We start from the raw sequence: 25,816 nt of genomic DNA, 5'->3' as shown, positions 1-25,816 counted from the left end.
ATTAATGCGACAGGATCTGGCTGAGGAACAGCTTGGTCCGTTCGCTTTTGGGGTTCGCAAAGAATTCCTGCGGACCTGCCATTTCAACGATTTCACCAGCATCCATGAACACGACGCGGTCGGCGACCTCTTTGGCGAAGCCCATTTCGTGGGTGACGCAAAGCATGGTCATACCTTCCTTGGCGAGTTCGACCATAACGTCTAGCACTTCCTTGACCATTTCCGGGTCGAGCGCCGAGGTCGGTTCATCGAACAGCATGATTTTCGGTTGCATGCAGAGCGAGCGGGCAATTGCCACACGTTGTTGCTGACCACCGGAAAGCTGGCCCGGGAATTTGTGGGCCTGTTCGGCGATCCGAACGCGCTGCAGATAATGCATCGCCAGATCGATGGCTTCTTTCTTGGGCATCTTGCGAACCCAGATTGGTGCCAGCGTCAGGTTTTCCAGCACGGTCATGTGCGGGAAAAGGTTAAAGTGCTGGAACACCATGCAGACTTCGCGGCGAACGGCTTCAATGTTTTTAACATCGTCGCCAAGCAGAATGCCATCGACGGTGATTTCACCGCTCTGATAGGTCTCAAGACGGTTGAGCGTACGGATCAGGGTCGATTTGCCTGAGCCGGACGGACCGCAGATAACGATACGCTCGCCCTTGCGGACATGCAGATCGATATCCTTGAGAACATGGAAGTTGCCATACCATTTGTTGGCTTTGCTGACGGTAATCACTTCCTCGTTCGACGGAGGAGGGACAACGCCATTGGTGGTTTGTGCTTCTGTAGCTGTCATTGTTTTTTCCTCTCTCCTTACCGCTGCTCGCCCTTGCGGAGCTCTTTTTCAAGATAGGCCGAATATTTGGCCATAGAGAAACAGATCAGGAAGAAAATTGCCGAGGCGAAGGCATAACCCTCGACGTAGTATTTCGTCCATGCCGGGTCGCTGCGCAGTGCCAGCTTGACGGTGCCAAGGAAGTCGAACAGACCGATGATGACCACCAGCGTTGTATCCTTAAGCATCGAAATGAAGCTGTTGACGGTTGGCGGGATCACCAGACGCAAAGCCTGCGGCAGGATGATCAGACGCATGGACTGCCAATAGGACAGGCCAAGGCTGTCGCCGGCTTCAAACTGGCCACGCGGAACAGCCTGCAGACCGCCACGGAACACTTCGGCAAGATAGGCCGCAGTGAACAGGATGATACCGATCTGCGCACGCAACAGCTTGTCGATGGTCACACCGTCCGGAAGGAACAGGGGAAACATCACTGATGCCATGAACAGAACCGTAATCAGCGGTACGCCACGGATCACCTCGATATAGACAACCGAGATCGTCTTGATCGCCGGCATTGTTGACTGACGGCCCAACGCCAGAAGCAAACCCAGAGGGAAGGCAAAAATGATGCCGATCGCCGACAGTATCAGGGTCAGCGGAAGACCACCCCAATAGCTGTTCTGGACATAGGTCAGACCAAGCACGCCACCCCACATCAGGATGGCAATGATCGGAACCCCGATCACCCACATCGGGATGATCGCCTTGCGGAGGGACGGATATTTAACCCCGCCAAGGCTAAAGCAGATGATGCCCATCAGGACGATCATCGCAAGAAGGGGGCGCCATTGTTCATCGTACGGGTAGGTTCCGAACAGAATGAGGCGCAAGTTGGCGTTAACGAAGCCCCAACACGCACCGGTGACTTCGGCACAGCCTTCAATCGTCGGTTCGAGCGTGGCATTGACGATTGCCCAGTTCACGAGTGGCGGAATAAGCCAAACCAGAAAGGCAATCGAGCCCAGTGTCAGGAGGGTGTTGAACCAGCCGTCAAACAGGTTCTTTTTTGACCATGCAACGGCACGGGCAGAAAAAGTACCTGTGGGAAGCGGAGGTAATTTTGCGTTATCTGCCATCTTACCTCTCCACCAGTGCCATTTTCTTGTTGAACCAGTTCATAAAGAGCGAGGTCAACAAGGACAGACCAAGATAGATCGACATAAAGATCGAAATTGCTTCGATCGCCTGACCGGTCTGGTTCATGGTCGTGTTTGATACCGACACCAGATCCGGATAACCGACAGCGACGGCAAGCGAGCTGTTTTTGGTCAGGTTCAGATACTGGTTGGTCAGTGGCGGAATGGCGACGCGCATGGATTGCGGCAGGATCACCTTGCGAAGGGCAACCGAACGTTTAATGCCAAGGCTGTCGGCTGCTTCCCACTGGCCATGCGGGACGGCCTGAATACCGGAACGTACGACTTCGGCAACATAGGTTGATGTGTAAACCGTGAGGCCAATCAGAACCGCAAGGAATTCCGGCGAGATATTATAACCGCCACGAATGTTGAAGCCTTTGAGTTCAGGCATATCCATATCCGTCGGTGCACCACCGATCAGATAGGCGATAAAGACCAGGCCGACAAAAATACCCGTTCCAACAAGGAATATCGGGAATGGTTGGCCAGTTTCATCCTGGCGCTTTTTTGCCCATTTCTTGATGAAGAAGATCGCAACGACAGCGATGATCGCAGCAATCCCCATCAGTGTATAGGCGTTGTCGGCAACTGGAACCGGCATATACATGCCGCGCGATGTCAAAAGGACACCGGGCAGTGGTTCGAAGGCGTCGCGCGGATGCGGGAACGCGTTCGGAATAACTGCATACCAGAAGAAAAGCTGCAACAGGACCGGGATGTTACGGAAAGTTTCCACGTAAACAGTTGCCAGTTTTCGAACGATCCAGTTCGACGACAGGCGTGCGATCCCGAAAATTGTACCGATAATGGTACACAGAATAATTCCGAGCAAAGACACCTTTACGGTGTTCAGGAGGCCAACCAACAGTGCCGTTGCATAACTGCTTTGTGCACTGTACTGGACCATGCTTTCACTGATTTCGAACGAAGCTTCGAGATCAAGGAAGCCATAACCGGTTGAGATGTTTTGTCGTTCCAGGTTTACCAGCGTATTGGAAACCAGATACCAGCCCGCCAAACAGACAAGTCCGATCGCAATGATTTGGTATAGTATTGCGCGAACGTTCTCGTCATTCAGGTAATCGACGACGGTCTTGGAACGAACACCCCCCGGGGCATTTTGAGTCTTACTCATCTGACCCTCAGGTGTAGATTGTATCCAATATATATGTGCCTTAACGAAAAGCTCCGCCCATGCGTTCAGGCAGTGGGGCGGAGCTTCGTTAGGTGCTTTTCAGCCTACGCTAAATATTAGCGAACCGGCCAAGCATATTGCAGACCACCATCGGTCCAGAGAGCGTTCAGGCCGCGCTCGACACCCAGTTTCGCGGTAACGTTTTTCTCATAGCTTTCGCCATAGTTACCGACCTGCTTGATGATGCGGTATGCCCACTCTTCGTCAAGACCAAGAGCTTCGCCCATGCCCGGGGAGACACCCAGAAGACGCTGGATACCCGGATTGGTGCTGCTCTTCATTTCGTCGACATTCGCGCTGGTGACGCCGTATTCTTCGGCTTCAATCATGGCTGCAAGAGCCCAGCGACCGATGTCTGCCCACTGTTCGTCACCCTGTGCAACAGCCGGACCAAGCGGTTCTTTGGAAATGATTTCCGGAAGAATCACATAGTCGTCCGGGTTCGGTGCCATGGTGGTACGGATCGAGGCAAGGCCCGATGCGTCAGTGGTGTAAACGTCGCAACGACCAGAGAAGAAGGCAGCAGTTGCTTCGTTGATGTTTTCGATAACGACCGGCTCGAAGCTCATGCCTTTGGCACGGAAGTAATCGGCCAGGTTGAGTTCGGTGGTGGTGCCCGGTTCGACGCAAACGGTTGCGCCGTCAAGTTCCGTCGCGCTGGATACGCCCAGAGCTTTCGGAATCAGGAAGCCCTGACCATCATAGTAGTTGATACCAAGGAAGGTCAGACCAAGCTTGACGTCGCGCGTCAGGGTCGCCGTGGTGTTACGCGAAAGGATGTCGATTTCGCCGGACTGAAGCGCGGTGAAACGCTGTGCAGCGGTCAACGGGGTGTACTGAACCTTGTTGGCGTCGCCCAGAAGTGCAGCAGCAATGCCACGGCAAACGTCAACGTCGATACCTTCCCATTTACCTTCGGCATTGGCAGCGGAGAAACCCGGAAGACCGGTGTTCACGCCACACTGAACGAAACCTTTAGCCTTGATGCCGTCAAGTACAGCGCCCGCCTGGGCATTGTTCGCGGCGATGGCGGCAACAGACATTGCGCCAGCGGCCAGGATCGTTTTGATTTTCATTAGATGAGCTCCCTCATTAGCAAAGCATTCTTTATGGCTTTGGTAACTTTTATGCCACCCTGGATATGCCAGAGCAGCATATCCTACTGTCCTGTTTTTTTATCGGACCTCCAAATTAAGAAATTTTCGGCTGCTATGTGTCAAGTCTGAAAAATTTCACGCTGGGGGCTTGTTCATCAGATTCGCGTGATTTCCATGCTTTGGTACTGGGCTGGTAAACATTGTTTGAGCGACTACACCCTTCGTCGGTTCCCAAAAGTCGCCATATTTCAAAAGGTTAAAAACCTGTTCGAATGGTCAGGTTCCAAAAACAAACAAATCTCAAAATTTTTTTGTTGCCAGCAATTAAATGAGCAATTTTTGAACAAAGTTAACTGTTGCTCAAAAAATAAACTCTGTTGCGACGCGGAATCGACTTCTGATGTCGGCCTGGCCCTGATCATGACACGTTGCAGTTCTGATTAATCTTTCGCAAAAATGAAAACCCCGTCGCGCACACGACGGGGTTTTGCTGTGTCATTCCGGAGGTTTCTGCTAGCTGCGCAGTTCCGGCAAATTGGAGAAAAGTTCAAGAGCAGTGGGGTTTGCAAGCGCTTCCTGGTTCTTTACTGGGCGGCCATGAACAACATCGCGCACGGCCAGCTCTGTGATTTTTCCCGACTTGGTGCGCGGGATGTCTGCCACTGCAATGATCTTTGCCGGGACATGCCGCGGGGTGCAGTTGTTCCTGATCTGTTTGCGTATACGGTGGATCAGAAGTTCGTCGAGCTGATATTTTTCGCGCAGCACAACGAAAAGAACGACCCGGACATCGTTATCCCATTCCTGGCCGATGACGATGGATTCTTGAATTTCGGGCAGCTTTTCGACCTGACGGTAAATTTCGGCGGTGCCGATACGAACACCACCGGGGTTCAGCGTTGCATCGGATCTGCCATAGATAACCATACCGCCATCGTCATCAAGTTCGACATAATCGCCGTGACACCAGATGTTATCGAAGCGATTGAAGTAGGCATCTTTGTAACGTGAACCATCAGGATCGTTCCAGAAGCCAATCGGCATGGACGGGAAGGGGGCGGTACAGACCAGTTCGCCCTTTTCGTTCCGGATTGATTTGCCGTCATCGTCAAAAACATCAACAGCAAGGCCCAGGGCGCGGGTCTGGATGATACCGCGCTTCACCGGTAAGACCGGACAGGCAAGGACGAAACATCCGAGAATATCTGTGCCCCCCGAGATCGATGCCAGATGGATGTCCGGCTTTATGTCGCGATAGACATAATCGAAGCTTTCAGGTGCCAATGGCGACCCGGTCGATGTCATGGCGCGCACGGTCGACAGATTATGGGTTTCGCGCGGTTTGAGCTCGGCCTTGGCCAATGCATCTATATATTTGGCCGATGTCCCGAAAAGGGTCATGCCTTCGGCGTCCGCATAGTCAAACAGGATATTGCCACTGGGGTAGAAGGGCGATCCATCATAAAGCAGCAATGTCGCACCGGCTGCGAGGCCGCCCATCAACCAATTCCACATCATCCAGCCGCATGTGGTGAAATAGAATACCCGATCACCTGGAACCACATCGCAGTGCAGGACATGTTCAGACACCTGTTTCAGGAGGGTGCCGCCTGCGCCATGCACGATGCATTTCGGCTTGCCGGTCGTACCGGAAGAAAACATTACATAAAGCGGATGATTGAATTCGACCTGTTCAAATGCGATTTTTTCCGCTCTGAAAGGGGCTAGGAAATCATCACAGGAAATGCCGCCACGAATGCCGGTCGTGTTGGTGCCGTCAAAGGCATATTTGACAATCACAACCTTCTGGATCGACGGGATGCGGTCAATTACATCGCGGACCTTTTCGCGAATGTCGTGGCTTTTGCCGTTATAGTGGTAGCCATCGACCGTAATCATGAGTTTGGGTTCGATCTGGCCAAACCTGTCAACGACGCCCTGAACACCGAAATCGGGGGAGGCCGATGACCATGTCGCTCCGATTGCCGCCGTACCGAGCATGGCGATAACGGTTTCGATCATATTGGGCATGTATCCGCAGACGCGGTCGCCTTTGGTAATCCCTTCGGCGCGCAGTGCCTGCGAGAATTTCGATACCGCAATATTCAGATCGCACCACGAAATCCGGGTTTTGACCTTGTCTTCGCCCCAGAACACAAGCGCGTCGGTATGGTCATCGCGCACCAGCAGGTTTTCGGCAAAGTTCAGACGTGCATCGGGGAAGAACTTGGCGCCGGGCATTTTGTCGCCATCGACAAGTACCGTGTCGCCCCAGCTTTCGGCTTTCAGGCCTGCATAATCGATAATTGCAGGCCAGAAATCTTCCTTGCGAGTAACAGACCAGTCATAGAGCGCGTGGAAGCTATCCAGTTTCAAGCTGTGCTTTTCGTTCACCCAGTTGCGAAAACGGGTAACGTTGGCGTTTTCAACGCGGGTCGGACTGGGCTGCCAAAGCAAATCGCTCATGATGGATCCTTTGTTTCCTGCCTGTTTTATTGCAACTACCGACTATTTTTCAGTGTGAAATCGGTATCTCCCTACCACTTTTTTACGGGGAATTATGTTGCACGGCAAGAAAAGTCATGGGGCAGGTGACGCGAAGCATGAATAATCTTGCAGCCTATCCTGCTCTTGTGTGCCGAGATGGCCATATAGTTTATTGAAAATAATGGTTATTTTTTGATTGTTTCTTGTTTTCGAGAAGGTGCATGGCGCCGTCAAATTTCGTGAAATATGGTAATTAAATAACTGAGAAATCCGAAATTTTGTTCGATTGTGATGCGATCGGATGGCGTTGTGCGATGCGGTATCCTGAAACGGCTTGCGCTTGTCGATATGCTGATTACTCTGTCGCCAATGATGCCACCATCCGGAGTTATTGCGATGTCCAGAATCGACGAAAGCCGCGCTTTTGTGCCTGTAAATATTGCCGTTCTGACGGTGAGCGATACCAGAACGCTGGAAAACGATACATCCGGCCAAATCCTTGTCGATCGGATCAAGGCCAAGGGGCACAAGGTTGCTGCGCGTACTATTGTGAAGGACGACTTTGATGTGATCGTCGCACAGTTCAGGCAATGGTGTGATGATCCGGAAATTGACGTAATCATCAGTACAGGCGGCACTGGCGTTACCGGGCGCGATATAACGACAGAGGCGCATCAGAAGGTTTATGACAAGGAAATACCGGGATTTGGCGAACTGTTTCGCTGGCTTTCTTATGCCAAGATCGGTACGTCAACGGTTCAGTCGCGGGCTACCGCCGGGGTTTCGGGCGGGACATACATGTTTGCGCTGCCGGGGTCAAACGGAGCCTGCAAGGATGCGTGGGATGATATTCTATTCTATCAGCTCGATATTCGTCATCGCCCGTGCAATTTCGTCGAACTGATGCCGCGTTTGACCGAAAAGTAATTCGTTGGTCTGACCGGTGTCAGACACGATCAGCTTTCCTTAGGACGATTTCATGGAAATTATCACCGATCCTTTCTTTTACCTTGTCGGCATCCCGGCTGTGTTGATTGCCGGTGTGTCAAAAAGCGGGTTTGGTGGCGGGCTTGGTGTGATGGCGGTGCCCCTGATGGCATTGGCACTGTCGCCACAGGCTGCGGCGGCGATCATGTTGCCGATATTGTGCCTGATGGATGTTGCGAATGTCTGGGCCTACCGGAAGAACTGGGATCGCCGCAATATGATGATCCTGATTCCGGCCGCACTCCTTGGTATTTTGATCGGCACATTATCGTTCAGTTATCTGAATGAATATGCCGTGAAGTTGATCATTGCCCTGATTGCCATCGGATTTACGCTTGATCACTGGTTTCGCGGAAAGAAACGTGGTGATGAATCCAGACCTGCCAATTGGGCAAAGGGATCATTCTGGGGGACCATTGCTGGTTTTACCAGCTTTGTCGCGCATGCTGGTGGCCCGCCGGTCTCTGTTTTCCTGTTACCTCAGCGAATGGACAAGACGGTTTTTGTCGGCACGACCGTCATGTTCTTTATCGTTGTCAATTACGTGAAGCTGATCCCGTACTGGTATCTCGGGCAATTTGGTGGTGCCAATCTTGGCACCGCGCTGGTTCTTGTACCTGTGGCGCTGTTCGGAACCTGGCTTGGGCTTTGGGCGCACGATAAGGTGAATGCAAAGCTGTTTTATCGGGTGTGTTATACATTACTGTTTGTGACCGGTCTGAAGCTGTTGTTTGATGCCGTATTGCATTTCGCGAGTGTTTGATCTGTTGTTCCGGGCGTGATTTTATCAAAAGTTGATTTTAGGGGCGGGAATTATCCCGTCCTTTTTCGTTTGGCTTGGTCTGACCGACAAATGATAGCAATCCTTTTATGTAAGCATTTTTTCATTAACCAATTGCGCATGAATTGCATATAAATTGCACGCATAAGAATGATGCGTAAAAAAAAAGCATCAGCACAGGGTGAAACCGAATTTCACAAGTGGAGCTTGCAGGAATGCCCGAACGAATTTTGCAGGTGGCAACAGACATGTCGCAGCTTGCCAATGAGAAGATTACGGAAATCAAAGGAGTAACCCGGGCGACACGAACGCTGGCGCTGAATGCGCTGATCGAAGCTGCCCGTGCGGGGGAAGTCGGGCGTGGATTTGGCGTTGTGGCCAACGAGGTAAAAGAAATTTCGCAGCGGGTTACCGTAATCACCGAAGAGCTTGAGCAGATGTTCGACAGGCTGGCACTTGATCTTGAGCGTACTGCTCAGACGGCACGCGGTGACCGGTTTTCGGATCTGTCGCGATATATTGTTGAGCTTATGGATCGTAATTTGTACGAGCGATCCTGCGATGTTCGTTGGTGGGCAACCGACGCTGCTGTTGTCGATGTCTGCGAGAATTCCGGAAATGCGGATGTCGGTGTGCAGACATCACAGCGTCTGGGAATAATCCTGGATTCTTATACTGTTTATCTTGATTTGTGGGTTGCTGATTGTAACGGCCGCATCATCGCCAATGGTCGTCCTGATAAATATCGCCTTGTCGGGACGGATATAAGTCAAATGCCTTGGTTTCGCGATGCCATGCGGTGCCGGGACGGCGGTGAATATGCGGTTGCAGATATCGCACGTAATGAATTGCTGGATAACGCTGCTACGGCGACCTATGCCACCGCCGTAAGACGAGGCGGCCAAGCCAAAGGCGAGGTTGTCGGTGTTATGGGTGTGTTCTTCGATTGGGAAAATCAGGCTCCGATGGTTGTCGGAGCATTGAATTTCAATGATGAAGAGCGCGCACGCACGCGTGTGATGCTTATTGATTCAAAAAATCGCATCATTGCGGCCTCGGATGGTCAGGGTGTCTTGTCTGAACAGATGAAGCTGGAGGTCAAAGACCCAAAGCGCGGCTCTTATCTTTTGGCGGATGGGGCGCTTGTCGCCTATGCGTTGACGCCGGGTTATGAAACCTATCAGGGGCTCGGTTGGCGCGGGGTGATTGTCCAGCAATCACGAAATAGATCAAAGGCCGCAGATAAACCGGCACCGAAACTTGCTGTGGCATCCTAGCAGATTATTGATATCGTGCCGGTCGGCAAAAACAGAACAAAAGCGGGCACCTTCGGGGCCCGCTTTTTCGTTGCCTATTTGCTTGACTGTTTGGCCTCCTGAAATTGGTTCAGGCTTGCGCCGTCACGAAAAAGGAGATAGCGGTAAAATATAATATTACGACAATTCATCGATGAATTGTTAAAATAAGATTTGGGAGGTTCCTGTGACGTTACTGTTTGCCAAGCTTGCAGTATCCATTTCTGTTGTGCTGGGATTATCGATCCTTGCGGAACGGGCAGGTCCGCGTGCCGCAGGCGTCCTCTCAGGTTATCCACTTGGAACGGCGATCTTGCTGTATTTCATCGGCCTGGAACAGGGAATTGCCTTTGCATCGGAAAGTGCGGTTTATGCCCTGCCTGGATTGATTGCGACACTCGCCTTCCTTTACGCGTATTATATGACCTCTCGGTTACTGGTCGACCGGAGGCTGATTGTTCAGTTGCCGATAAGCTCGTTTGCGGCCTTCGGCGCATTCATGTTCGTATCCTGGATTTGTCAGCAGATTGCGTTTACCCGTCTTTCCGGGGCGGTTACCTTGCTGGTTGCGATGGTGCTGGCCCTGATACTATTTCGCGGCATAGAGAATGTCCGGATTCTTAACCGGGTCCGGCTGACAAGGCGTGTGGTTTTATTCCGTGCTATTCTGGCATCGCTGATTGTTCTTGGTATCAGTGGCATAGCCGCCTGGATCGGTCCCAAATGGGCCGGGCTGTTTTCCGGTTTCCCTGTAACACTTTATCCGATGATGCTGATCCTGCATGTGTCTTATGGCACCGGTCCCCTTCATACCGTAATCCGCAACTTTCCAAGGGGAATGGGGGCGCTTTGGATTTATATTCTGGCGGTGACGGTGACCTATCCGCTTTGGGGGATCAATATCGGGACGCTCCTGTCTTTCGCCGTTGCGACGATCTATCTAATCGCATATTCCACTTTGGTCTGGATGCGTGAAAAGTCCGTGCGCGCATGACGCCAATCCCATAACATTACGATATATCAGTTCCCAAGGCATCAAAGCCTTCGACCGGAAGGATGATCTGCATGCAGCAGGTTCAGTCATTGGTAAGGGCGATCAGCATTCTGAACACACTTGCAGACAGCGAGTATGGAATGACTTTGACCGAAATCGCTCATCAGGTGCATTTGCCGCCTTCAACCGTCCATCGTTTGCTGACAACGATGCAGCACGAACGCTATGTGACTTTTGACGGAGAACGAACACTCTGGTCAATCGGGGTGCAGGCATTCAGCGTTGGCAATGCATTTACCAAAAACCGCAATCTTAGCCAGATTGCGCGTCCCTATATGCGGGCGTTGATGGAAGACAGCGGAGAAACGGTTAATCTTGCCGTCGCCGATGGCGGGGAAGTCATTTTCCTGTCGCAGGTCGAGTGTCGCAAGATGATGCGTGCATTGGTCACTCCGGGACGGCGCGCACTTATGCATTGTTCGGGGGTTGGCAAGGCGTTGTTGGCGTTCTTGCCGGAAGAGGAAGTGACTGCTGTCATTACGCAGCACGGCTTGCCGAAAATCACCGAACGCACCCTGATCAGCGAAGATACCTTGAAAACCGATCTGGATAGATCAAGGCAGCGTGGATATGCGCTTGATGATGAAGAGCATGCCGTCGGTTTGCGGTGTGTTGCCGGTGTCGTGCGCGATGAAACCGGATTGCCAATTGCAGCGCTCTCCCTTTCCGGACCCGCCGCGCGCATCCCGAATGACCGGATAGAGCAGTTCGGCCTGAAAGTGCGTCGGGTTTGTGCCGATCTCAGCCGCGAATATGGCGGCAAGCCGGTATGACGCGATCAGGTGTGTGATGTGACTGGTGCGGCAAATCTGAATTGGTCTTTGCCGCTTTTTTTCGCTTGATACATTGCCTTGTCGGCAACAGAAATCATGTCATCGAAATTGTCGGCATGATCGGGGTAAAGGGCAATTCCGATTGATGCCGATGCTTTGTATGTCTGTTTCTGGCTTGAAATGTTGATCGGTGAGCTTGTCAGTGATTGCAAAACTTTGCGTGCAACGATTTCAGCATCTTCGAGTGTTTCCGTACCGGGAAGAATAACCGTGAATTCGTCGCCACCAATCCGGGCGACGGTATCGACTTCGCGTAAGCTGTGACGAAGCCTTTGTGCCACCTCCACCAGAACTTTGTCCCCGATGACGTGACCGTGCATATCATTTAGCTGTTTGAAACCATCCAGATCTACATACATTAGCGCGAAACGCTCCTTGCGGCGTTTCGCGAGCTTGATGGCATATTCAAGCCGGTCGACAAACAGATACCGGTTTGGAAGGTCGGTCAGGGCATCGTGTGTGGCCTGATAGCGCACAAGGTCTTCGGCAATCTTGCGTTCGGATATATCGCGAAAACTGGTCAGGCGCAGTTTGACGCCATCAATCACAACATTGCGCCCGTTGATTTCGCAGGGAAAAAGCGTTCCGTCTTTACGCATGGCTGTCGCCTCGTAAGGTTTATCGTACCCGGATTGAATGTTGTCGATAACCATTTGCAGGCTGCTTTCGGCGATAATGTCCACTGCGCTCATCAGCAGTAACTCGTCACGCGAGTGGCCAAACATTCGTTCGGCCGCAATATTGGCATCAACGCACTTGCCGGCATCATGCAAAAACAAACCTTCACTCGACAGATTGGCCATCTGTTCAAGGCGTTGCTCGCTTTCGGTCCGTAGCGTGCGTTCCCGAACCAGTTCGGTAATGTCCCAGGCAATGCATTCGATCATGCTGTCGGGTGTATGAGGTGGCATGGTTCGGCACTGAATGCGAAGCCAGCGTCTCTGTTCGGCAACGGTAAATACCGCAATTTCGGCTTCGACAATTTGCCCGTCTGTAAGTAGTGCGCGTTCACGCAGATCAGCCAAGTCCTTGTTGGCAGATAGAACATCCTGAATACGGTGGTGTGAACTTCCAGCTTTTTCGTCAATGCCCAGCCATTTCAGTCCAAGATCTGATGCAAATTCGATCTTGCCTTGCGGGGTAATGCCAAATACCAGGCCGGGCAGGTGGGCGTACAGATTATCGCGCATTGCCCGGTAACGGGACCAAAGCCAAGTGATTGCGACAATGATAAATATGCCGCCACCCATCAGGATGATCTCACCCAACAAGGTCAGTGAAGCATTGTAACCGGGTTCCAGTTCGAGAAAATAAGGAGCAAAGACTCCCAGCCAAAGTCCGAGTGCAACCCAGAACAGAAGCAGAGCGACCAGATAGCGGCTATGGGGCCGAATATGTTTGATCTTCCCGGGTATAGCTTTTCCCCCTGACATCAGGGAAAGCTTATACCTTCAAGAAAAGAACTCAACAAGACACACGTTTTGTCAGAATTTGTCAGGCTTTTCATCATTCTGTGACGGTTTTTGCACAGGCTGCTGTAATGTTTGCGGGTTCACATTCCAGGGCAGGACACGCCAGTTCCACCCAGGCCACAATAGCCGTCCGGGTTTTTGTGCAGATATTGCTGATGAAAATCTTCGGCGTAGAAGAAGGTCGGCGCAGTCTGAATTTCGGTTGTGATTGCATCGCGACCTGCGGCCCTGAGAGCATTCAGGTATTGAGTGCGGGATTCTTCAGCACCCATCTTCTGCTTGTCATTCAGGGTGTAAATTACTGACCGGTACTGGGTGCCGATGTCATTACCCTGACGCATGCCTTGGGTCGGGTCGTGGTTCTCCCAGAACAGACGCAGTAGTGTCTGATACGAGATAACAGCCGGATCATAGACCACCAGAACAACTTCCGCATGACCGGTCATGCCGCTGCAAACCTCGCGATAGGTAGGGTTTTCAGTGTAACCGCCAGCATAACCTGCGGCTGTGGTATAGACGCCGTCCTGTTTCCAGAAAAGGCGTTCGGCCCCCCAGAAGCAGCCCATACCAAATACAGCCGTTTCAAGATTATCGGGAAACGGACCGGTCATCGGATTACCTGTAACCACATGACGGTCAGCTACCTGCAATTTCTCGGCGCGGCCGGGCAGTGCTGTTTCGGCCGACGGGATTGTGATTTTTTCAGGGGAGGTCGAAGAAAACATGTCAAAACCTGACTTGTGTTGATGGGCTGACCTGCAATTTAACCCAGATCGTCACTTTGGCAATCGCCTTCACGGTAAATTGTCTTTGAACATTCTTTTGGCGGCAGCTTTAACGGGCGCGATAATCGTGTTTACCAACGCCATCAGCGCCGGATACCGCCAATTTGAGACGCTCGAGACATTTGAAATCGACCATGTTAATGATCGGCGGCGGGATCAACCTGTTCATCGGATGTGTGTTTCTGCCATTGCCCCCGCCATTTTTTGGAATGGTTTTCATCGCAATCGGCATACCGATGCTGGCTGCGGGATCAAAGCGTACCAGACGTTTCATTCAATACCTGCGATGGCGATATTACCGACATAACAGCAAGATCGAGGCGATTATCGCACGACTGCCGGCTTTTCTTCGTCGACACGGTCGTAAGACGCGACCCGAAGCTCTTCACCGGCATCGTTCATTCGGTCAATGGTCGGATAAGTCGTCAAGTATCGGTACATCTCCCGGAAACAAGTCCGGGTCGTAAGCGAACCGTTCAGGCAGGGATCAGGGTGTCATGTGCCGGATAAGGCAATCAATCCCCGCCCGTTTCAGGCCGTTGCAGGCAGACTGTGCCTCGGACTGGCTGGCATATTGACCGGTCATCAGACGGAAAAACAGCCCTTGACCCTCAATCGCAATGCTTTGCACCTCGTGGCTTGCCCCCTGAAGAGTACCGTCGCCCATGGTTTCAAATTTCAGCCAGCGTGACTCTGCCATTTCGCGGGACCGATACGCTGCCAACTGCACTGTATAGTAAGAATTCAGTACCGGGGCAGGTTGCATTGGTTCCGCTTTGGGGGCAGAGGATGGCGGGACTGATTTTGTGTCGGGTTCTGGTTCTGGTTCTGGTTGCATTGTCGCTGGTGTACTACTGGTTGCGGCTGTTGACGTCGCATCCACCATCGGAACTTCGATCAGATTATTATTGGTGGCAGCTGCTTCGTCGGCGAGCTCCAGCGAGCCACTTTCAACCGGGCGCGTTGTCGACAGCAGCGCCTTGTTTGACGCGCTTGGGGTAACTGCATCCCCCTTGATGATGCCCGGTGTCGTTGCTGAAGCCGTTGTGACGGTTGTGGTTGTCCCCCTGGAGGCCGCCATTGAAGCAGATGGGGCAGCTATTTGTTTGGCAGAGCGATCAACAGATGTGAGGCGTGCGGTATTACTACTCACATCCATTCGCATCTCAGGGAGAGCTGTTGTCGAATCTTCAGGCTGTACATTGACGGCAATGGTATTTTTGTAGAAGTCACGATTTCTTTGCACCGTCGGTGGGTCGGGAAGTTCTGGCCCGGGCGCAACAATCGCCGAGGCGACGACCGTGTCAATCTCGCGTGATCGGGCAAGAGCCGGATTGGCGGCGTCCATTGCCTTGATGCGCTTTTGTGCAAGACTTGTGATCGTGCCGCTCAGCATGATGCCGTTACCGCAATTGATCGCGATTGAGGCATTCGGGTCAGCCGCCGTCAGCCAGAGATAAAGACGACGTGCCTTCGCGTGCTTCCCTTCTAGATCAAGTGCCATTGCATGGCGGAGATCGTCTGCCGGTTTGCCCTGAAGTGCTATCGGATCTTCTGTGTTGTCAACCTGAGGCAGGAGAGATGCTGTGTCTTTAGAAGAGCCGTCAAAGAACAGTCCGCAGGCCGCACTGTCAATCCCGGCTGTCATTGCGGTTTCTGACGGACGGTTGGTATCGCTTATCTTGATCTGGTTTGATGCGTCATCATCACCAAATAACGACATCATATCGTCTGACGAGCATCCGGAAAGCAGGGGGGTAAATAGGGCTATCGTCAGGCAGCCATATTTCCAGCGTGACAAGATGACAGACTTGGCGCTTTTATTGATCAATTGATTGGCACCTGATTTCCCTTTGAGCCCCCGGAGGTCCAATGCATGGACGTCACCAATTTTGCAATCGGGCGGCATACTGTCAAGCAGTCAGCGAAAACAGATAATCGATTTAGCTCCGCGTTTGGCAGGGTATCTTTTTTAGACAGGATTGACTGTGTAATCAGGATATCAGCGGTTCATTAATGGAACGATAATCCCGGCAAGGAGAACCAGAACCGTAATTGCAAGGACGATATTGACGATGCCCTTACTAAACTGGCTGGCAACGTCGTGGCTGACGCCGGAGTTTTTTGAACGTGATTTTGCCGTTCCGCCATTACCTGTACCACTTTCCTGACGGGTAAGGATTTTCACGACCTGCTTCTTATCGCGCTTTGTAGCGTCGTCATATTTGCTTTCGACGACGCGGACTTCGGTATTGTTGTTGTTGGTTAATGCATTTTTTGCGGAATTGATTGCGCTTTGATAATCCGAAAGCGTTTCCAAATCCATTTGCTGCCCGGTGCTGCGCACGACAACAACAGTATAGCTTTTCCGCATCACAGCATCAGGCATGGCCAAGTCCAATTCCATGTATTACCCACAAGAGGGGTAATACATGGCGACAAACATGCCTGTTGCAAAGCTATCCTAACGAATAGTTTTGGGAGGTCTTTCGTGGTGCAAACCTATTGCGGGATTTTGGCAGCCAGTTCTTTGTATTCTTCGCAATCCATGCCGCAGACTTTTTCCAACCGGGCGAGGTTTTCGCGCGCCATATCCGGTTTCCCGGTTTGGAGGAACAATTCACCTTGATATTCCAAGGCGCCTTTATGTTCGGGATCAATCATCAATGCGCGTTCGTAATTCTGGGCAGCACTTTCAAAGTCACCAGACTTGCGCTGACTATAGGCAAGATAGTTCAGCACATTGGCGTCCTTTGGATCTTCTTTGAGCATCGCTTCAAGGCTTTCGATCGCCGTGTCATATTTTCCGGCATCAATCATTTCGACGATTGTGGACAGATCGGGAGTGTCACTGCCCCAACTGCTGCCGCTGCCCATTGCCAAGGCAGCGGAGGATACGGTGCCCAATGCAAACGTCATCGCCAGCGATGCAACAAAATGACGGATTTTACCTTTGGAATTCATTGTCGCTACCTTTTTCAAGAAAACACATGCATCAGATACGTTGGGGACGCGGTTTCAGTTTCGGATTTAGCATAACTTTGCATTAAGTGCAGTCACGAGTTGGTGAAAGCGTTAAATCGGTAAATACTGAAATATATGAAGACCCGGGGAGTGTCGGTGAAATCTGTGGTTTCGGGAAACAAAAAAAAGGCCCGCAGTAAACATTGCGGGCCTTTGCTGTTTTAGCGTCGATCAGTCAATCAGAAGTCGGCCTCAATCATGCGATCACGGATTTCGGTTGCCATGGCTTCAGCCAGTTCGTCGATCCCCATGGTTTTCTGATGCTGGAAACCAAGGCGACGGACCGATGCTGTTTTTTCCTCTGCCTCGCGTTTGCCAAGGGCGAGGATCAGTGGGATTTTCGCATGGCTGTGTTCGCGAACCTTGTAGCTGATCTTTTCGTTGCGAAGGTCAAGTTCAACGTTCAAGCCTTTGGCTTGAAGTGTTTTTTTCACTTCTTCCGCGTAGCTATCTGCTTCGTTGGTGATCGAGCAGATCACCGCATGAACAGGCGACAGCCAAAGCGGCAGGCGACCGGCATAGTTTTCGATCAGAATGCCGATGAAGCGTTCAAGCGAGCCAAGGATCGCACGGTGCAGCATGACCGGACGATGCTTTTCACCGTCTTCACCCATATAGGACGCATCAAGACGTTCCGGCAGGACGAAGTCGGCCTGAAGAGTTCCACACTGCCAGTCACGGCCAATCGCATCACGCAGAACGAACTCAAGCTTCGGCCCGTAAAACGCGCCTTCACCCGGGTTGATTTCAAGCGTCAGACCGGCTTCTTCAGCAGCTTCGCGAAGGGCTGTTTCGGCCTTGTCCCAGATTTCATCGGAACCGGCACGGACTTCCGGGCGGTCCGAGAATTTGACGAGGATGTCGGTAAAACCGAAATCCTTGTAAACCGATTTCAGAAGGTCACAGAAAATCTTGGTTTCCGAGACAATCTGGTCTTCGGTACAGAAGATATGCGCATCATCCTGAATGAACTGGCGCACTCGCATAATACCATGCAGGCCGCCGGATGGCTCGTTACGATGGCAACAGCCGAACTCCGCCATACGCAGCGGCAGGTCACGATAGGATTTACTGCCCATACGGAAAATCTGCACGTGGCACGGGCAGTTCATCGGCTTGAGAGCCAGAACCTTTTCGGGGTCGTCTTCATCCGGGGTCGTGGTGAACATGTTCTCGCGGAACTTTTCCCAGTGGCCGGATTTTTCCCAAAGGATACGGTCGACAAGCTGCGGCGTGCGGACTTCCTGATAGCCTTCGGCATCAAGACGTTTACGGATATAGGTTTCGACCTTGCGATACAGTTTCAGGCCTTTGTCGTGCCAGAAAACCGAACCTTGGGCTTCTTCCTGCATGTGGAAGAGGTCCATTTCGCGACCAAGGCGACGATGGTCACGCTTTTCGGCTTCTTCAAGCATGTGTAGGTAGGCATCAAGGTCTTCCTGCGTTTCCCAGCAGGTGCCATAGATACGCTGCAGCATCTCGTTATCCGAGTTGCCACGCCAATAAGCACCTGCAACCTTCATCAGTTTGAAAGCCTTGCCGATCTTGCCGGTCGACGGGGCATGCGGGCCACGGCACAGGTCAATGAAATTGCCCTGACGATAGCAGGTGATCGTTTCGGTTTCCGGCAGATCTCGGATGATCTCGGCTTTGTAGTCTTCACCCTTTTCGAGGAAGAACTTGATAGCCTCGTTACGATCCCATACTTCGCGTTCGATTTTCTCGTTACGCTCGACGATCTTGTGCATCTGCTTTTCGATCTTGATCAGATCGTCCGGCGTAAAGGGCGTCTTGCGGGCGAAGTCGTAATAGAAACCGTTTTCGATGGATGGGCCAATTGTGACCTGCGTGTCAGGGTACAATTCCTGAACCGCTTCGGCCATGACATGGGCGCAGTCATGCCGGATCAGCGGCAGAACTTCCTTGTGCCCCTTGGTCACGATTTCGATGGCGGCATCAGTGTCGATTTCGCGCAACAGGTCGCGCAATTCGCCGTTAACGATGATGGCAAAGGATTTCTTTGCCAGCGAGGGACTGATGCTTTTGGCAACATCGAAACCCGATACAGGACCGTCAAATTCGCGTACGGCGCCGTCCGGAAGGGTGAGGGCAATCATGTCTGGCTCAACTCTGCTTTATCTGCGGGCATAAATGTCATGTGCGCATTTTTCAAACCCGCATGTTTACGCGGGCTTTAGGCACAAGAAAAGGAATTTCAGGATGAGGTCAAGTTCGCTCTTTGAAAAAAGCGACTGGGGAAGCAGCACAAAAAGCCGCGACGCCAAAAAGACGTGCAGTGATTGTGCATTCCATCAATTTCTTGTCGGCCATGCCGTGCATTGATGCTATTCCGTTAATTGAGAAGCCAATATAGCATCAAAAAAGAGCAGGGCAAGCCGTAACCCGGTTAAGATTTTACAGTAGTTCCTTGTTCTTGTACTTTGCCAAAATACCAGATTGAAACGGCGCCACCACGCCAAAGCCTCGTAAGGTAAGCCCCGCATGTCCAGCCCCGAAGTACGTCGAAACATTCTGTTTTTAAGTTTATGCGTTGCGTTGTCAGCAAGTGCTATGTCGCTGCTGTTTACCGTTGCCGCCGTGATCGGTTATTCGCTGGCGCCGGACAAGTCACTGTCAACATTGCCGGTTGCCTTCACCATGATCGCGATGATGGTAACGACCGCCCCGTCCGCGTTGATGATGAACCGGTTCGGTCGGCGGGTTGGGTTTTGGATCGGATCGGTGATCGGGATGCTGGGTGCTGTTTCCGGCATGGGGACGGTTTATTTTGGCAGTTTCTGGCTTTTGTGTGTGGCTTGTGCCTGTATCGGGTCTGCCAATGCCATCGCCATGCAATATCGTTTCGCGGCCGCCGAAGCGGCGCCGCCAGAGTTCCGTTCGCGGGCAATTTCACTGACCATGCTGGGCGGGCTTGCCGCCGCTTTTGTCGGACCAAATCTGGCAAGTTTTGCCCGCAATTGGTTCGAAACGGTTCCGTTCCTGGGGACTTTCGTGGCTCTGATCGGTTTGCAATTTCTGCTGGTTATTGCAATTGGCCAGTTGCGCTTGCCGGATATGCGCGGCACTAAGCATGATGAACCTGCGCGTCCGCTTAAAATGGTGATAGGACAACCCGCGGTGATAATAGCAATGATTGCGGGAGCGCTTGGCTATGCGGTCATGAGCTTTGTTATGACAGCAACACCGCTTGCGATCCTTGATTGCAATTACGAATTTGGCGATGCCGCGTTCATCATTCAGTGGCATGTGGTGGGCATGTATGCGCCGGGCTTCTTTACCGGCAACCTGATCCGCCGTTTTGGCGCTCTTACCATCATTCAGGTCGGTGCCGTGCTCAATCTGATCTGTCTGGCATTCGGTCTGGCAGGCGAGGATCTGATCGGCAACTTCTGGCCTTCTCTTGTGCTGCTTGGGGTCGGATGGAACTTTATGTTTGTCGGTGCCACGACGTTCCTTACGGAAAACTATCGTCCGGCCGAGCAGGCCCGCGTGCAGGCGATCAACGAATTTGTCGTGTTCGGGACAGTCGCGGTTGCGTCATTGTCCGCCGGTTCGATTTATGCTGGGGCCGGTTGGGCAACCTTGCTGTATTCCGCGGCACTGCCGGTTGGATTGGTGATGCTGGTTCTTGCCGGTTATGCATTGCGTTACCGTCGCCAGCACGCCTGATGATAAGAGGACTGTAAACAAAAAGGCCGCTTGATGCGGCCTTTTTCGTTTCAGTGATGCCCTGCGAGAATATCAAGCGCATGGGATCGGAATTCGCGATTGTAAAGAACCAGCGTGACCCATGCGGCGCCAATGATGAAGGCGACTGGGTGATAGAACCAGGCAAGCGCTGATAGTGCGAAGAAATAGGCACGAATGCCACGATTGAAGTTATGGGCCGACATCATGCTCATGCGCGATGCCCGGGCGGCGGCCTTTGCCGCATCCGGTGCGCTCGGGTCCGGGGCTGCACCAATCAGGATCGAACAATAGTTCGACAGGCGAAACGCCCAGGTGAATTTGAAGAAGGCGTAGATAAAGATCAGAACCAGCAGAACGACCTTGCATTCCCAGACTGCCGCCGTGGTTTCAACGGCAAAGGGCAGGGCGGATACCGTTTGGATTGCCTTTTCGGTGTAGCCAAGAAGTGCGATCAGACCAATCAGCACCAGAATGGTGGTCGAGGAAAAAAAGCTGATACCGGTGATCAGGTTGCCCGCGATGGAGGTATCGACCATACGCAGATTGCGTTGAAGCATCTGTTCCATCCAGCGATGGCGATTGCGCGCCATATGGGCCGAAATCGAATTGCGTCGTCGCGAACTTGCATCGGCGAATATGGTATAGCCCACCCACCAGATGAATGCCCAGCTGACAGCGGCGATGTCGAGTAACGTAAATTCGGGCATAATGTGATCCGTCTTTGAAATCGTTTCGGCCATAAAACACATTGATTGGCGATGCCATCCTACTGAGGATACATGATTGTTCGCAATCGGCTTTAATGTTTCCTGTATCCATTCCGATCTGTGATCCACGCATGTCTGATCCCTGATGACCCGGTGCGGGTTGTGTTTTTCACCGATACAGAGTATGAGCGGCGCAAATTTTCACTGGAGAGCGACATGAGCGACCTCGAAAACGATCTTGGCGAAGACATAGACTTCGAAGAATTCGAAGCGCATACCGAACAGCTTCTGGCCGAAGGCCGTAACAAGGACGATCTGTTCGAATTTATCGGCTTCCTGAACATCAACGAAGTCGGCACGCATATGATCGCGGCCGAGATGGTTCTAGACGAAGATGCCATCGACCAGATGAGCAAGACGCTTCGCAAGCTTGATGTGGATCTGGGCCCGCTTGGCGAACTGACCGGCGGCCTTAAAGGCGGCGAAGATGTCAAACGTGCGCTGGCGGCTCTGTTCCTTGAACTGGTCGAGCTTTGCGAACTTGACGAAGACGATGAAGATGCCGGCGAACTTTCGGAAGAAGCGCTGGTGCTTTTGAACTTCGTTAAACGCTTCAATCCGCAGATGCGTCGCCTGACGGTGGCGCTGACCGACACCGATGATGACGATGTCGCGTGCGAGTACGAAGTCACCAACTGGTAAGTCTTGGTGCTTGCCCTTGTGGCGAAATATCATGTAGGCAAAGGCAGGATGTTTTCATCCTGCCTTTTTCTTTGCCGGAGCCACCGCTGTGACCATAACCACCATAGACGGCGCATCTGCGCGGTTTCAATCCTATATCGATCGCCACGCAAACGGGCAGGAACCGAAGGAAGATGCGCCGCGTCTTCGGCAGTGGATCATTGACCATCAGGCCGATTTTGCCGCGATCATGGATTGCGATCTGAAAAGCTGTCCGAAAATCGTCTATGACTTTTCACGTAACGGGGATGTCGTGATTGGCGGCACCAGCGATCCGGCCCGGCAGACCGAAATCATGTGGCGGCAGATGGCCGATGCCAATGCGCCGGTCGGTATCGGGCGTTATCGCGAAGACCGGATATGCTATCAATCGGAACAGTTCAAAAATGATGGCGAGGCCCGTAGCCAGCATCTGGGGATTGATCTGTTCGCCCCGGCGGGAACGCCTGTCTATGTCCCGCTTGATGGCGTCGTGCACAGCTTTAATGACAACAATCTTCACCTTGATTACGGACCGACCATCATCCTTGAACACAACCCGGAACCGGGTGTGACTTTTTACACGTTGTATGGTCACCTCAGCCGTGAGTCGCTTGACGGATTGTATGTCGGCCAGCCGGTCGAAAAAGACCATCTTCTGTGCACCTTTGGTGATTTCCCGATCAATGGTGACTGGATCCCGCATCTGCATTTCCAGATCATTTTCGATATGCTGGACAAAAAGGGCGATTATTTCGGGGCGGCCAAGCCATCGGAGTGGGACATTTGGGAAAGTATCTGTCCCAATGCCAACCTGATCCTGCAAATACCGGAAAATGTGACCGCAAACCGGAGTGGCCAGTAATGCAGCCGCGACTTAAGGCTGGTATCTGGGTGCGCGGGCAGATTGCCATCTGCCAGTCAAAGCTGATTACGGCGATGGTCGCGCACAAGGGCAATGAAGATGCCGGTGCGGTTCTGCTGAAGCTCAATCGTTTTGCCGCTGGATGCTATGTCTATTCGCGTGTCACGACACTTGATGGCGATATGGGCTGGATGCAGGTAGCTGGCGGACCGGATGGCGGGCGCGAAACAGAATTTGCTTGTGACGAATACTGGCGCAAGCAGGTGAAATTTGATCGCGATGTCTGGGTGCTTGAGGTGGAGGATCACAAGGGCGAATACGAACTTGATGCGCCGTTGGTTGATTTCTGATGGACCAAAGTTCGTAAGTACAAAATCAAAAAGGGCCCGCAAAGAATTGCAGGCCCTTTATTTTTCCAGCGAACGCTAATCAGGCGGTACGCTGCAGCAGGTGGTAACCAAAATCGGTTTCAACCACGTCGGACGTGGTGCCGACTTCCATGTTGAAGGCAGCCGCATCAAATTCCGGAACCATCATGCCGCGGCCAAAGAAGCCAAGATCGCCGCCCTGCTGACCAGACGGGCAGTCAGAGTTTGTTTTGGCGACTTCAGCGAAGTCGGCACCATTGGCAATCTGGTCTTTGAGTGCGTTGATTTCGGTAAGCGCTTCTTCCTTGGTGCGGGTTGCACTGGAACGTGCCGAACCGGCATACATCAGAAGAATGTGCGATGCGCGAACTTGTTCACTCATAACTCGTCCTTTCTTCCGCGGGCGGCTTGCACACCGCGGATTTTCTGCAAGATTAGAAGTTTATGGAGAAGGCAAAGGGTCCAAACCGATGTGCAGGCGTATATTCACGTGTACATGGGCTTGGGCCCTAGACTTTCTCCATGCCTTGTGGCTTGTTACGACAAAATGATCAGAGATGAAAGAGAAGAGGCGTTTTAATGCTTGCTGTTGTTTCTCCGGCAAAGAAACTTGATTTCGAAACCGATGCACCTGAAATGGTCGTTTCAGAACCGCAATTTCTCGACGACACCGAAGAACTTGTTGAAGTTGCGCGTAAAAAAAGTCGCAGCGACCTGATGAAGCTGATGGGCATCAGCGAAAATCTAGCTGATCTGAACTATCAGCGGTTTGCGCATTTTTCACGTCCTTTTGATCGCACGAACGCCAAACCGGCAATTTACGCGTTCCGTGGCGACACCTATATCGGGCTTGATGCCGATACGATGAATCAAAAAGACATCGACTGGGCTGAAAACCATTTCCGGATGCTTTCGGGCCTTTACGGGCTTTTAAAGCCGCGTGATTTGATGCAGCCCTACCGTCTTGAAATGGGAACGCGGCTTTCGAACCCGCGCGGCAAGGATCTTTATGCCTTCTGGGGGGACAAGATTGCCAAACAGGTCAATGCGATCACCGCTGATCACAAGAACCGCAGCCTGATCAATCTGGCGTCGCATGAATATTTCAAGTCGGTGAAAAAGGATGTGCTTGACGGTCCGGTGATCACGCCGGTCTTCAAAGAGGTCAAAGCCGGTGTTGGCAAGGTCATTGGCTTCTCGGCCAAACGTGCACGTGGCACGATGGCGCGCTACATGATCGACAATCGTTTGGAAAAGCCCGAAGACCTCAAATCGTTCGATGTGGACGGTTATCGCTATCAAAAAGACCAGTCGAATGATAACGAGTGGGTCTTTACACGCGAACATGACTGACAACAGAACAGGTGCGATCGTATGACCGACGATCATCTCGAGCAGCTTGAAGATGACAATCATCTGCCGGAATCTCATCCGTTTTCCGGATATCTGCGGACCTTTTTCCGCGGGCCGGGGCGTTCACGCAGCCTGACGCGTGAAGAGGCATTTGACGCCTTTTCAATGATCCTGCGTGACGAGGTTGAGCCGATCCAGTTGGGCGCGTTTCTTTTGATGCTGCGTTATCGGGCGGAAACGCCCGATGAACTGGCTGGCATGATCGAAGCCGTGCGCAAGGCTGCCCGTCTTGAACTTGATGACGAAAGCCTGGTTCCGGAAAAATGCCATCCTATGCTGGATTGGCCATCCTATGCGGCAGGGCGTTCGCGTGGCTTGCCGTGGTTCGTGCTGTCGGCGATGTTGCTGTCGCGCAATGGCATACCGGTTCTTATGCATGGTTATAACTCGCATCTGACCAACGGCGTCGGGACTGAGGCCGCAGTCAAGGCCCTGAAGTTGCCGTTGGCAATGTCTGCAGATGAAGCACGTTCGGATATCGCATCCAAGGGCTTTGCCTATTTGCCGTTGCGCCATATTCACCCGAAACTTCAGGAATTGATTGGTTTGCGACCGTTGCTGGGCCTTCGCAGTCCGGTCAATACTCTGCTGCGTCTGCTTAATCCGTTGCAGGCGCGTGCAGCATTTCTTGGCGTATTCCATCCGGCGTTTCTTGATGTCCACCGGGAAACCGGCAAGCTTCTGGAATTGCCGCGTATTGGTGTAATCAAGGGCGGTGGCGGCGAGGCGGAACGTACACCGTTTAAGCATGTTGATCTGCGTATGCTTGATAATGGCGAGCTCAGCGATGTTCGCTGGCCCGCTCTTCTATCGCGGACCGAAAAGGACGACGAAGATAACAGCCCGGTGACCTTGCAGCATTTTCTGGCCGTCTGGCGCGGCGAGGTCGAAGACAGTGCTGCGATTGCGCGCATCAAAGGCAGTGCAGCAATGGGCGCGTTCCTAGCCGGTAAAGCCGACTACATGGACGAGGCTGAGGCATTGGTCGAAGGCTGGTGGGAGAAGCGCGATCGCAAGATCGGCTAACAGTGACGGCCTGCACGTGAAA

General features: G+C 52.3%; 25 protein-coding genes. 11 read left to right on the top strand and 14 right to left on the bottom strand.

The window, feature by feature from the left end:
- Position 1: 1 nt before the first annotated feature.
- The 5 genes from AUP42_RS03855 to AUP42_RS03835 all read right to left on the bottom strand — a co-directional run bounded on the left by AUP42_RS03855 (position 2) and on the right by AUP42_RS03835 (position 6,732).
- Positions 2–790: an amino acid ABC transporter ATP-binding protein gene (locus AUP42_RS03855; RefSeq protein ID WP_062949054.1), complete on the bottom strand. Its 789-nt coding sequence runs from the start codon at positions 788–790 to the stop codon at positions 2–4.
- A 17-nt stretch (positions 791–807) separates the two neighbouring features.
- Positions 808–1,911: an amino acid ABC transporter permease gene (locus tag AUP42_RS03850; RefSeq protein WP_062949052.1), complete on the bottom strand. Its 1,104-nt coding sequence runs from the start codon at positions 1,909–1,911 to the stop codon at positions 808–810.
- 1 nt (position 1,912) lies between these two features.
- Positions 1,913–3,109: an amino acid ABC transporter permease gene (locus AUP42_RS03845; protein WP_062949050.1), complete on the bottom strand. Its 1,197-nt coding sequence runs from the start codon at positions 3,107–3,109 to the stop codon at positions 1,913–1,915.
- A gap of 116 nt (positions 3,110–3,225) precedes the next feature.
- Complete coding sequence (locus AUP42_RS03840; RefSeq protein WP_082824660.1) at positions 3,226–4,245, bottom strand: amino acid ABC transporter substrate-binding protein; 1,020 nt, start codon at positions 4,243–4,245, stop codon at positions 3,226–3,228.
- Positions 4,246–4,779: 534 nt separating this feature from the next.
- A complete protein-coding gene (locus AUP42_RS03835) occupies positions 4,780–6,732 on the bottom strand; it encodes an acetoacetate--CoA ligase (RefSeq protein WP_062949048.1) in 1,953 nt (650 codons plus the stop codon).
- Between the two features lie 417 nt (positions 6,733–7,149).
- On the opposite strand from AUP42_RS03835, the gene moaB reads away from it, so the two are divergent.
- The 5 genes from moaB (at position 7,150) to AUP42_RS03810 (ending at position 11,643) form a co-directional block, all read left to right on the top strand.
- Positions 7,150–7,680, top strand: coding sequence for a molybdenum cofactor biosynthesis protein B (gene moaB, locus AUP42_RS03830; protein ID WP_062949378.1), 531 nt, complete (start codon positions 7,150–7,152; stop codon positions 7,678–7,680).
- Between the two features lie 52 nt (positions 7,681–7,732).
- The gene (locus AUP42_RS03825) at positions 7,733–8,503 is read left to right on the top strand and encodes a sulfite exporter TauE/SafE family protein (RefSeq protein WP_062949046.1); all 771 of its coding nucleotides are present in this window, start codon (positions 7,733–7,735) and stop codon (positions 8,501–8,503) included.
- A 233-nt stretch (positions 8,504–8,736) separates the two neighbouring features.
- Complete coding sequence (locus tag AUP42_RS21960) at positions 8,737–9,798, top strand: methyl-accepting chemotaxis protein (protein WP_062949044.1); 1,062 nt, start codon at positions 8,737–8,739, stop codon at positions 9,796–9,798.
- 205 nt (positions 9,799–10,003) lie between these two features.
- Complete coding sequence (locus AUP42_RS03815) at positions 10,004–10,810, top strand: hypothetical protein (RefSeq protein WP_062949043.1); 807 nt, start codon at positions 10,004–10,006, stop codon at positions 10,808–10,810.
- Positions 10,811–10,881: 71 nt separating this feature from the next.
- A complete protein-coding gene (locus AUP42_RS03810) occupies positions 10,882–11,643 on the top strand; it encodes an IclR family transcriptional regulator (protein ID WP_062949041.1) in 762 nt (253 codons plus the stop codon).
- Positions 11,644–11,648: 5 nt separating this feature from the next.
- Here AUP42_RS03810 and AUP42_RS03805 read toward each other — a convergent pair whose 3' ends face one another.
- The 7 genes from AUP42_RS03805 to thrS form a co-directional block, all read right to left on the bottom strand.
- Positions 11,649–13,136: a diguanylate cyclase gene (locus tag AUP42_RS03805; RefSeq protein WP_062949039.1), complete on the bottom strand. Its 1,488-nt coding sequence runs from the start codon at positions 13,134–13,136 to the stop codon at positions 11,649–11,651.
- 119 nt (positions 13,137–13,255) lie between these two features.
- Positions 13,256–13,900 (bottom strand): peptide-methionine (S)-S-oxide reductase MsrA, encoded by a 645-nt coding sequence (msrA, locus tag AUP42_RS03800; protein ID WP_062949038.1) that lies wholly within the window; start codon positions 13,898–13,900, stop codon positions 13,256–13,258.
- Between the two features lie 109 nt (positions 13,901–14,009).
- Positions 14,010–14,234, bottom strand: a complete 225-nt coding sequence (locus AUP42_RS21830; RefSeq protein WP_062949037.1) for a hypothetical protein — start codon at positions 14,232–14,234, stop codon at positions 14,010–14,012.
- Positions 14,235–14,447: 213 nt separating this feature from the next.
- Entirely contained in the window at positions 14,448–15,869 is a 1,422-nt protein-coding gene (locus AUP42_RS03790) for an SPOR domain-containing protein (protein ID WP_082824659.1), read from the bottom strand.
- Positions 15,870–15,962: 93 nt separating this feature from the next.
- Positions 15,963–16,349 carry a hypothetical protein gene (locus AUP42_RS03785; protein WP_231858148.1) on the bottom strand — a complete coding sequence of 129 codons (387 nt, stop codon included), beginning with the start codon at positions 16,347–16,349 and terminating at the stop codon, positions 15,963–15,965.
- A 113-nt stretch (positions 16,350–16,462) separates the two neighbouring features.
- On the bottom strand, positions 16,463–16,924 hold the full coding sequence (locus AUP42_RS03780) for a tetratricopeptide repeat protein (protein ID WP_062949031.1): 462 nt from the start codon (positions 16,922–16,924) through the stop codon (positions 16,463–16,465).
- Positions 16,925–17,163: 239 nt separating this feature from the next.
- A complete protein-coding gene (gene thrS, locus AUP42_RS03775; protein WP_062949029.1) occupies positions 17,164–19,101 on the bottom strand; it encodes a threonine--tRNA ligase in 1,938 nt (645 codons plus the stop codon).
- A 385-nt stretch (positions 19,102–19,486) separates the two neighbouring features.
- Here thrS and AUP42_RS03770 point away from each other — a divergent pair, with 385 nt between their 5' ends.
- Positions 19,487–20,674 carry an MFS transporter gene (locus tag AUP42_RS03770; RefSeq protein WP_062949027.1) on the top strand — a complete coding sequence of 396 codons (1,188 nt, stop codon included), beginning with the start codon at positions 19,487–19,489 and terminating at the stop codon, positions 20,672–20,674.
- 50 nt (positions 20,675–20,724) lie between these two features.
- Here AUP42_RS03770 and AUP42_RS03765 read toward each other — a convergent pair whose 3' ends face one another.
- The gene (locus tag AUP42_RS03765; protein ID WP_062949376.1) at positions 20,725–21,402 is read right to left on the bottom strand and encodes a DUF599 domain-containing protein; all 678 of its coding nucleotides are present in this window, start codon (positions 21,400–21,402) and stop codon (positions 20,725–20,727) included.
- Positions 21,403–21,618: 216 nt separating this feature from the next.
- Between AUP42_RS03765 and AUP42_RS03760 the strand changes: the two genes are divergently transcribed.
- From AUP42_RS03760 to AUP42_RS03750, 3 genes are all read left to right on the top strand, one after another.
- A complete protein-coding gene (locus AUP42_RS03760) occupies positions 21,619–22,104 on the top strand; it encodes a hypothetical protein (protein ID WP_062949025.1) in 486 nt (161 codons plus the stop codon).
- 88 nt (positions 22,105–22,192) lie between these two features.
- Positions 22,193–22,987: a peptidoglycan DD-metalloendopeptidase family protein gene (locus tag AUP42_RS03755; RefSeq protein ID WP_062949023.1), complete on the top strand. Its 795-nt coding sequence runs from the start codon at positions 22,193–22,195 to the stop codon at positions 22,985–22,987.
- Complete coding sequence (locus AUP42_RS03750; RefSeq protein ID WP_062949021.1) at positions 22,987–23,337, top strand: DUF1491 family protein; 351 nt, start codon at positions 22,987–22,989, stop codon at positions 23,335–23,337. Before AUP42_RS03755 ends, AUP42_RS03750 begins: the two co-directional genes overlap by 1 nt.
- A 79-nt stretch (positions 23,338–23,416) precedes the next feature.
- Here the strand turns inward: AUP42_RS03750 and AUP42_RS03745 are convergent, their stop codons facing one another.
- A complete protein-coding gene (locus AUP42_RS03745) occupies positions 23,417–23,737 on the bottom strand; it encodes a peptidylprolyl isomerase (protein WP_062949019.1) in 321 nt (106 codons plus the stop codon).
- A gap of 197 nt (positions 23,738–23,934) precedes the next feature.
- Here AUP42_RS03745 and yaaA point away from each other — a divergent pair, with 197 nt between their 5' ends.
- Together yaaA and AUP42_RS03735 are read left to right on the top strand one after the other, a co-directional pair.
- Positions 23,935–24,708 (top strand): peroxide stress protein YaaA, encoded by a 774-nt coding sequence (yaaA, locus tag AUP42_RS03740; protein ID WP_062949017.1) that lies wholly within the window; start codon positions 23,935–23,937, stop codon positions 24,706–24,708.
- A gap of 21 nt (positions 24,709–24,729) precedes the next feature.
- Positions 24,730–25,794: a glycosyl transferase family protein gene (locus AUP42_RS03735; RefSeq protein ID WP_062949015.1), complete on the top strand. Its 1,065-nt coding sequence runs from the start codon at positions 24,730–24,732 to the stop codon at positions 25,792–25,794.
- Positions 25,795–25,816: the final 22 nt, after the last annotated feature.

This window comes from Thalassospira lucentensis (genome assembly GCF_001613805.1).
GTDB classification, from domain to species: Bacteria; Pseudomonadota; Alphaproteobacteria; order Rhodospirillales; family Thalassospiraceae; genus Thalassospira; species Thalassospira lucentensis_A.
This window is presented reverse-complemented; position numbering and strand designations above follow the sequence as displayed.

Coding starts and splice junctions, on each gene's coding strand:
- AUP42_RS03845 (WP_062949050.1), bottom strand. CDS start 3,109: ATGAGTAAGACTCAAAATGCCCCGGGGGGTGTTCGTTCCAAGACCGTC.
- AUP42_RS03750 (WP_062949021.1), top strand. CDS start 22,987: ATGCAGCCGCGACTTAAGGCTGGTATCTGGGTGCGCGGGCAGATTGCC.
- AUP42_RS21960 (WP_062949044.1), top strand. CDS start 8,737: ATGCCCGAACGAATTTTGCAGGTGGCAACAGACATGTCGCAGCTTGCC.
- AUP42_RS03765 (WP_062949376.1), bottom strand. CDS start 21,402: ATGCCCGAATTTACGTTACTCGACATCGCCGCTGTCAGCTGGGCATTC.
- AUP42_RS03780 (WP_062949031.1), bottom strand. CDS start 16,924: ATGAATTCCAAAGGTAAAATCCGTCATTTTGTTGCATCGCTGGCGATG.
- AUP42_RS03840 (WP_082824660.1), bottom strand. CDS start 4,245: ATGAAAATCAAAACGATCCTGGCCGCTGGCGCAATGTCTGTTGCCGCC.
- yaaA (WP_062949017.1), top strand. CDS start 23,935: ATGCTTGCTGTTGTTTCTCCGGCAAAGAAACTTGATTTCGAAACCGAT.
- AUP42_RS03745 (WP_062949019.1), bottom strand. CDS start 23,737: ATGAGTGAACAAGTTCGCGCATCGCACATTCTTCTGATGTATGCCGGT.
- AUP42_RS03790 (WP_082824659.1), bottom strand. CDS start 15,869: ATGCCGCCCGATTGCAAAATTGGTGACGTCCATGCATTGGACCTCCGG.
- AUP42_RS03825 (WP_062949046.1), top strand. CDS start 7,733: ATGGAAATTATCACCGATCCTTTCTTTTACCTTGTCGGCATCCCGGCT.
- AUP42_RS21830 (WP_062949037.1), bottom strand. CDS start 14,234: ATGAAACGTCTGGTACGCTTTGATCCCGCAGCCAGCATCGGTATGCCG.
- thrS (WP_062949029.1), bottom strand. CDS start 19,101: ATGATTGCCCTCACCCTTCCGGACGGCGCCGTACGCGAATTTGACGGT.
- AUP42_RS03770 (WP_062949027.1), top strand. CDS start 19,487: ATGTCCAGCCCCGAAGTACGTCGAAACATTCTGTTTTTAAGTTTATGC.
- AUP42_RS03835 (WP_062949048.1), bottom strand. CDS start 6,732: ATGAGCGATTTGCTTTGGCAGCCCAGTCCGACCCGCGTTGAAAACGCC.
- AUP42_RS03760 (WP_062949025.1), top strand. CDS start 21,619: ATGAGCGACCTCGAAAACGATCTTGGCGAAGACATAGACTTCGAAGAA.
- moaB (WP_062949378.1), top strand. CDS start 7,150: ATGTCCAGAATCGACGAAAGCCGCGCTTTTGTGCCTGTAAATATTGCC.
- msrA (WP_062949038.1), bottom strand. CDS start 13,900: ATGTTTTCTTCGACCTCCCCTGAAAAAATCACAATCCCGTCGGCCGAA.
- AUP42_RS03805 (WP_062949039.1), bottom strand. CDS start 13,136: ATGTCAGGGGGAAAAGCTATACCCGGGAAGATCAAACATATTCGGCCC.
- AUP42_RS03850 (WP_062949052.1), bottom strand. CDS start 1,911: ATGGCAGATAACGCAAAATTACCTCCGCTTCCCACAGGTACTTTTTCT.
- AUP42_RS03735 (WP_062949015.1), top strand. CDS start 24,730: ATGACCGACGATCATCTCGAGCAGCTTGAAGATGACAATCATCTGCCG.
- AUP42_RS03785 (WP_231858148.1), bottom strand. CDS start 16,349: ATGCCTGATGCTGTGATGCGGAAAAGCTATACTGTTGTTGTCGTGCGC.
- AUP42_RS03810 (WP_062949041.1), top strand. CDS start 10,882: ATGCAGCAGGTTCAGTCATTGGTAAGGGCGATCAGCATTCTGAACACA.
- AUP42_RS03855 (WP_062949054.1), bottom strand. CDS start 790: ATGACAGCTACAGAAGCACAAACCACCAATGGCGTTGTCCCTCCTCCG.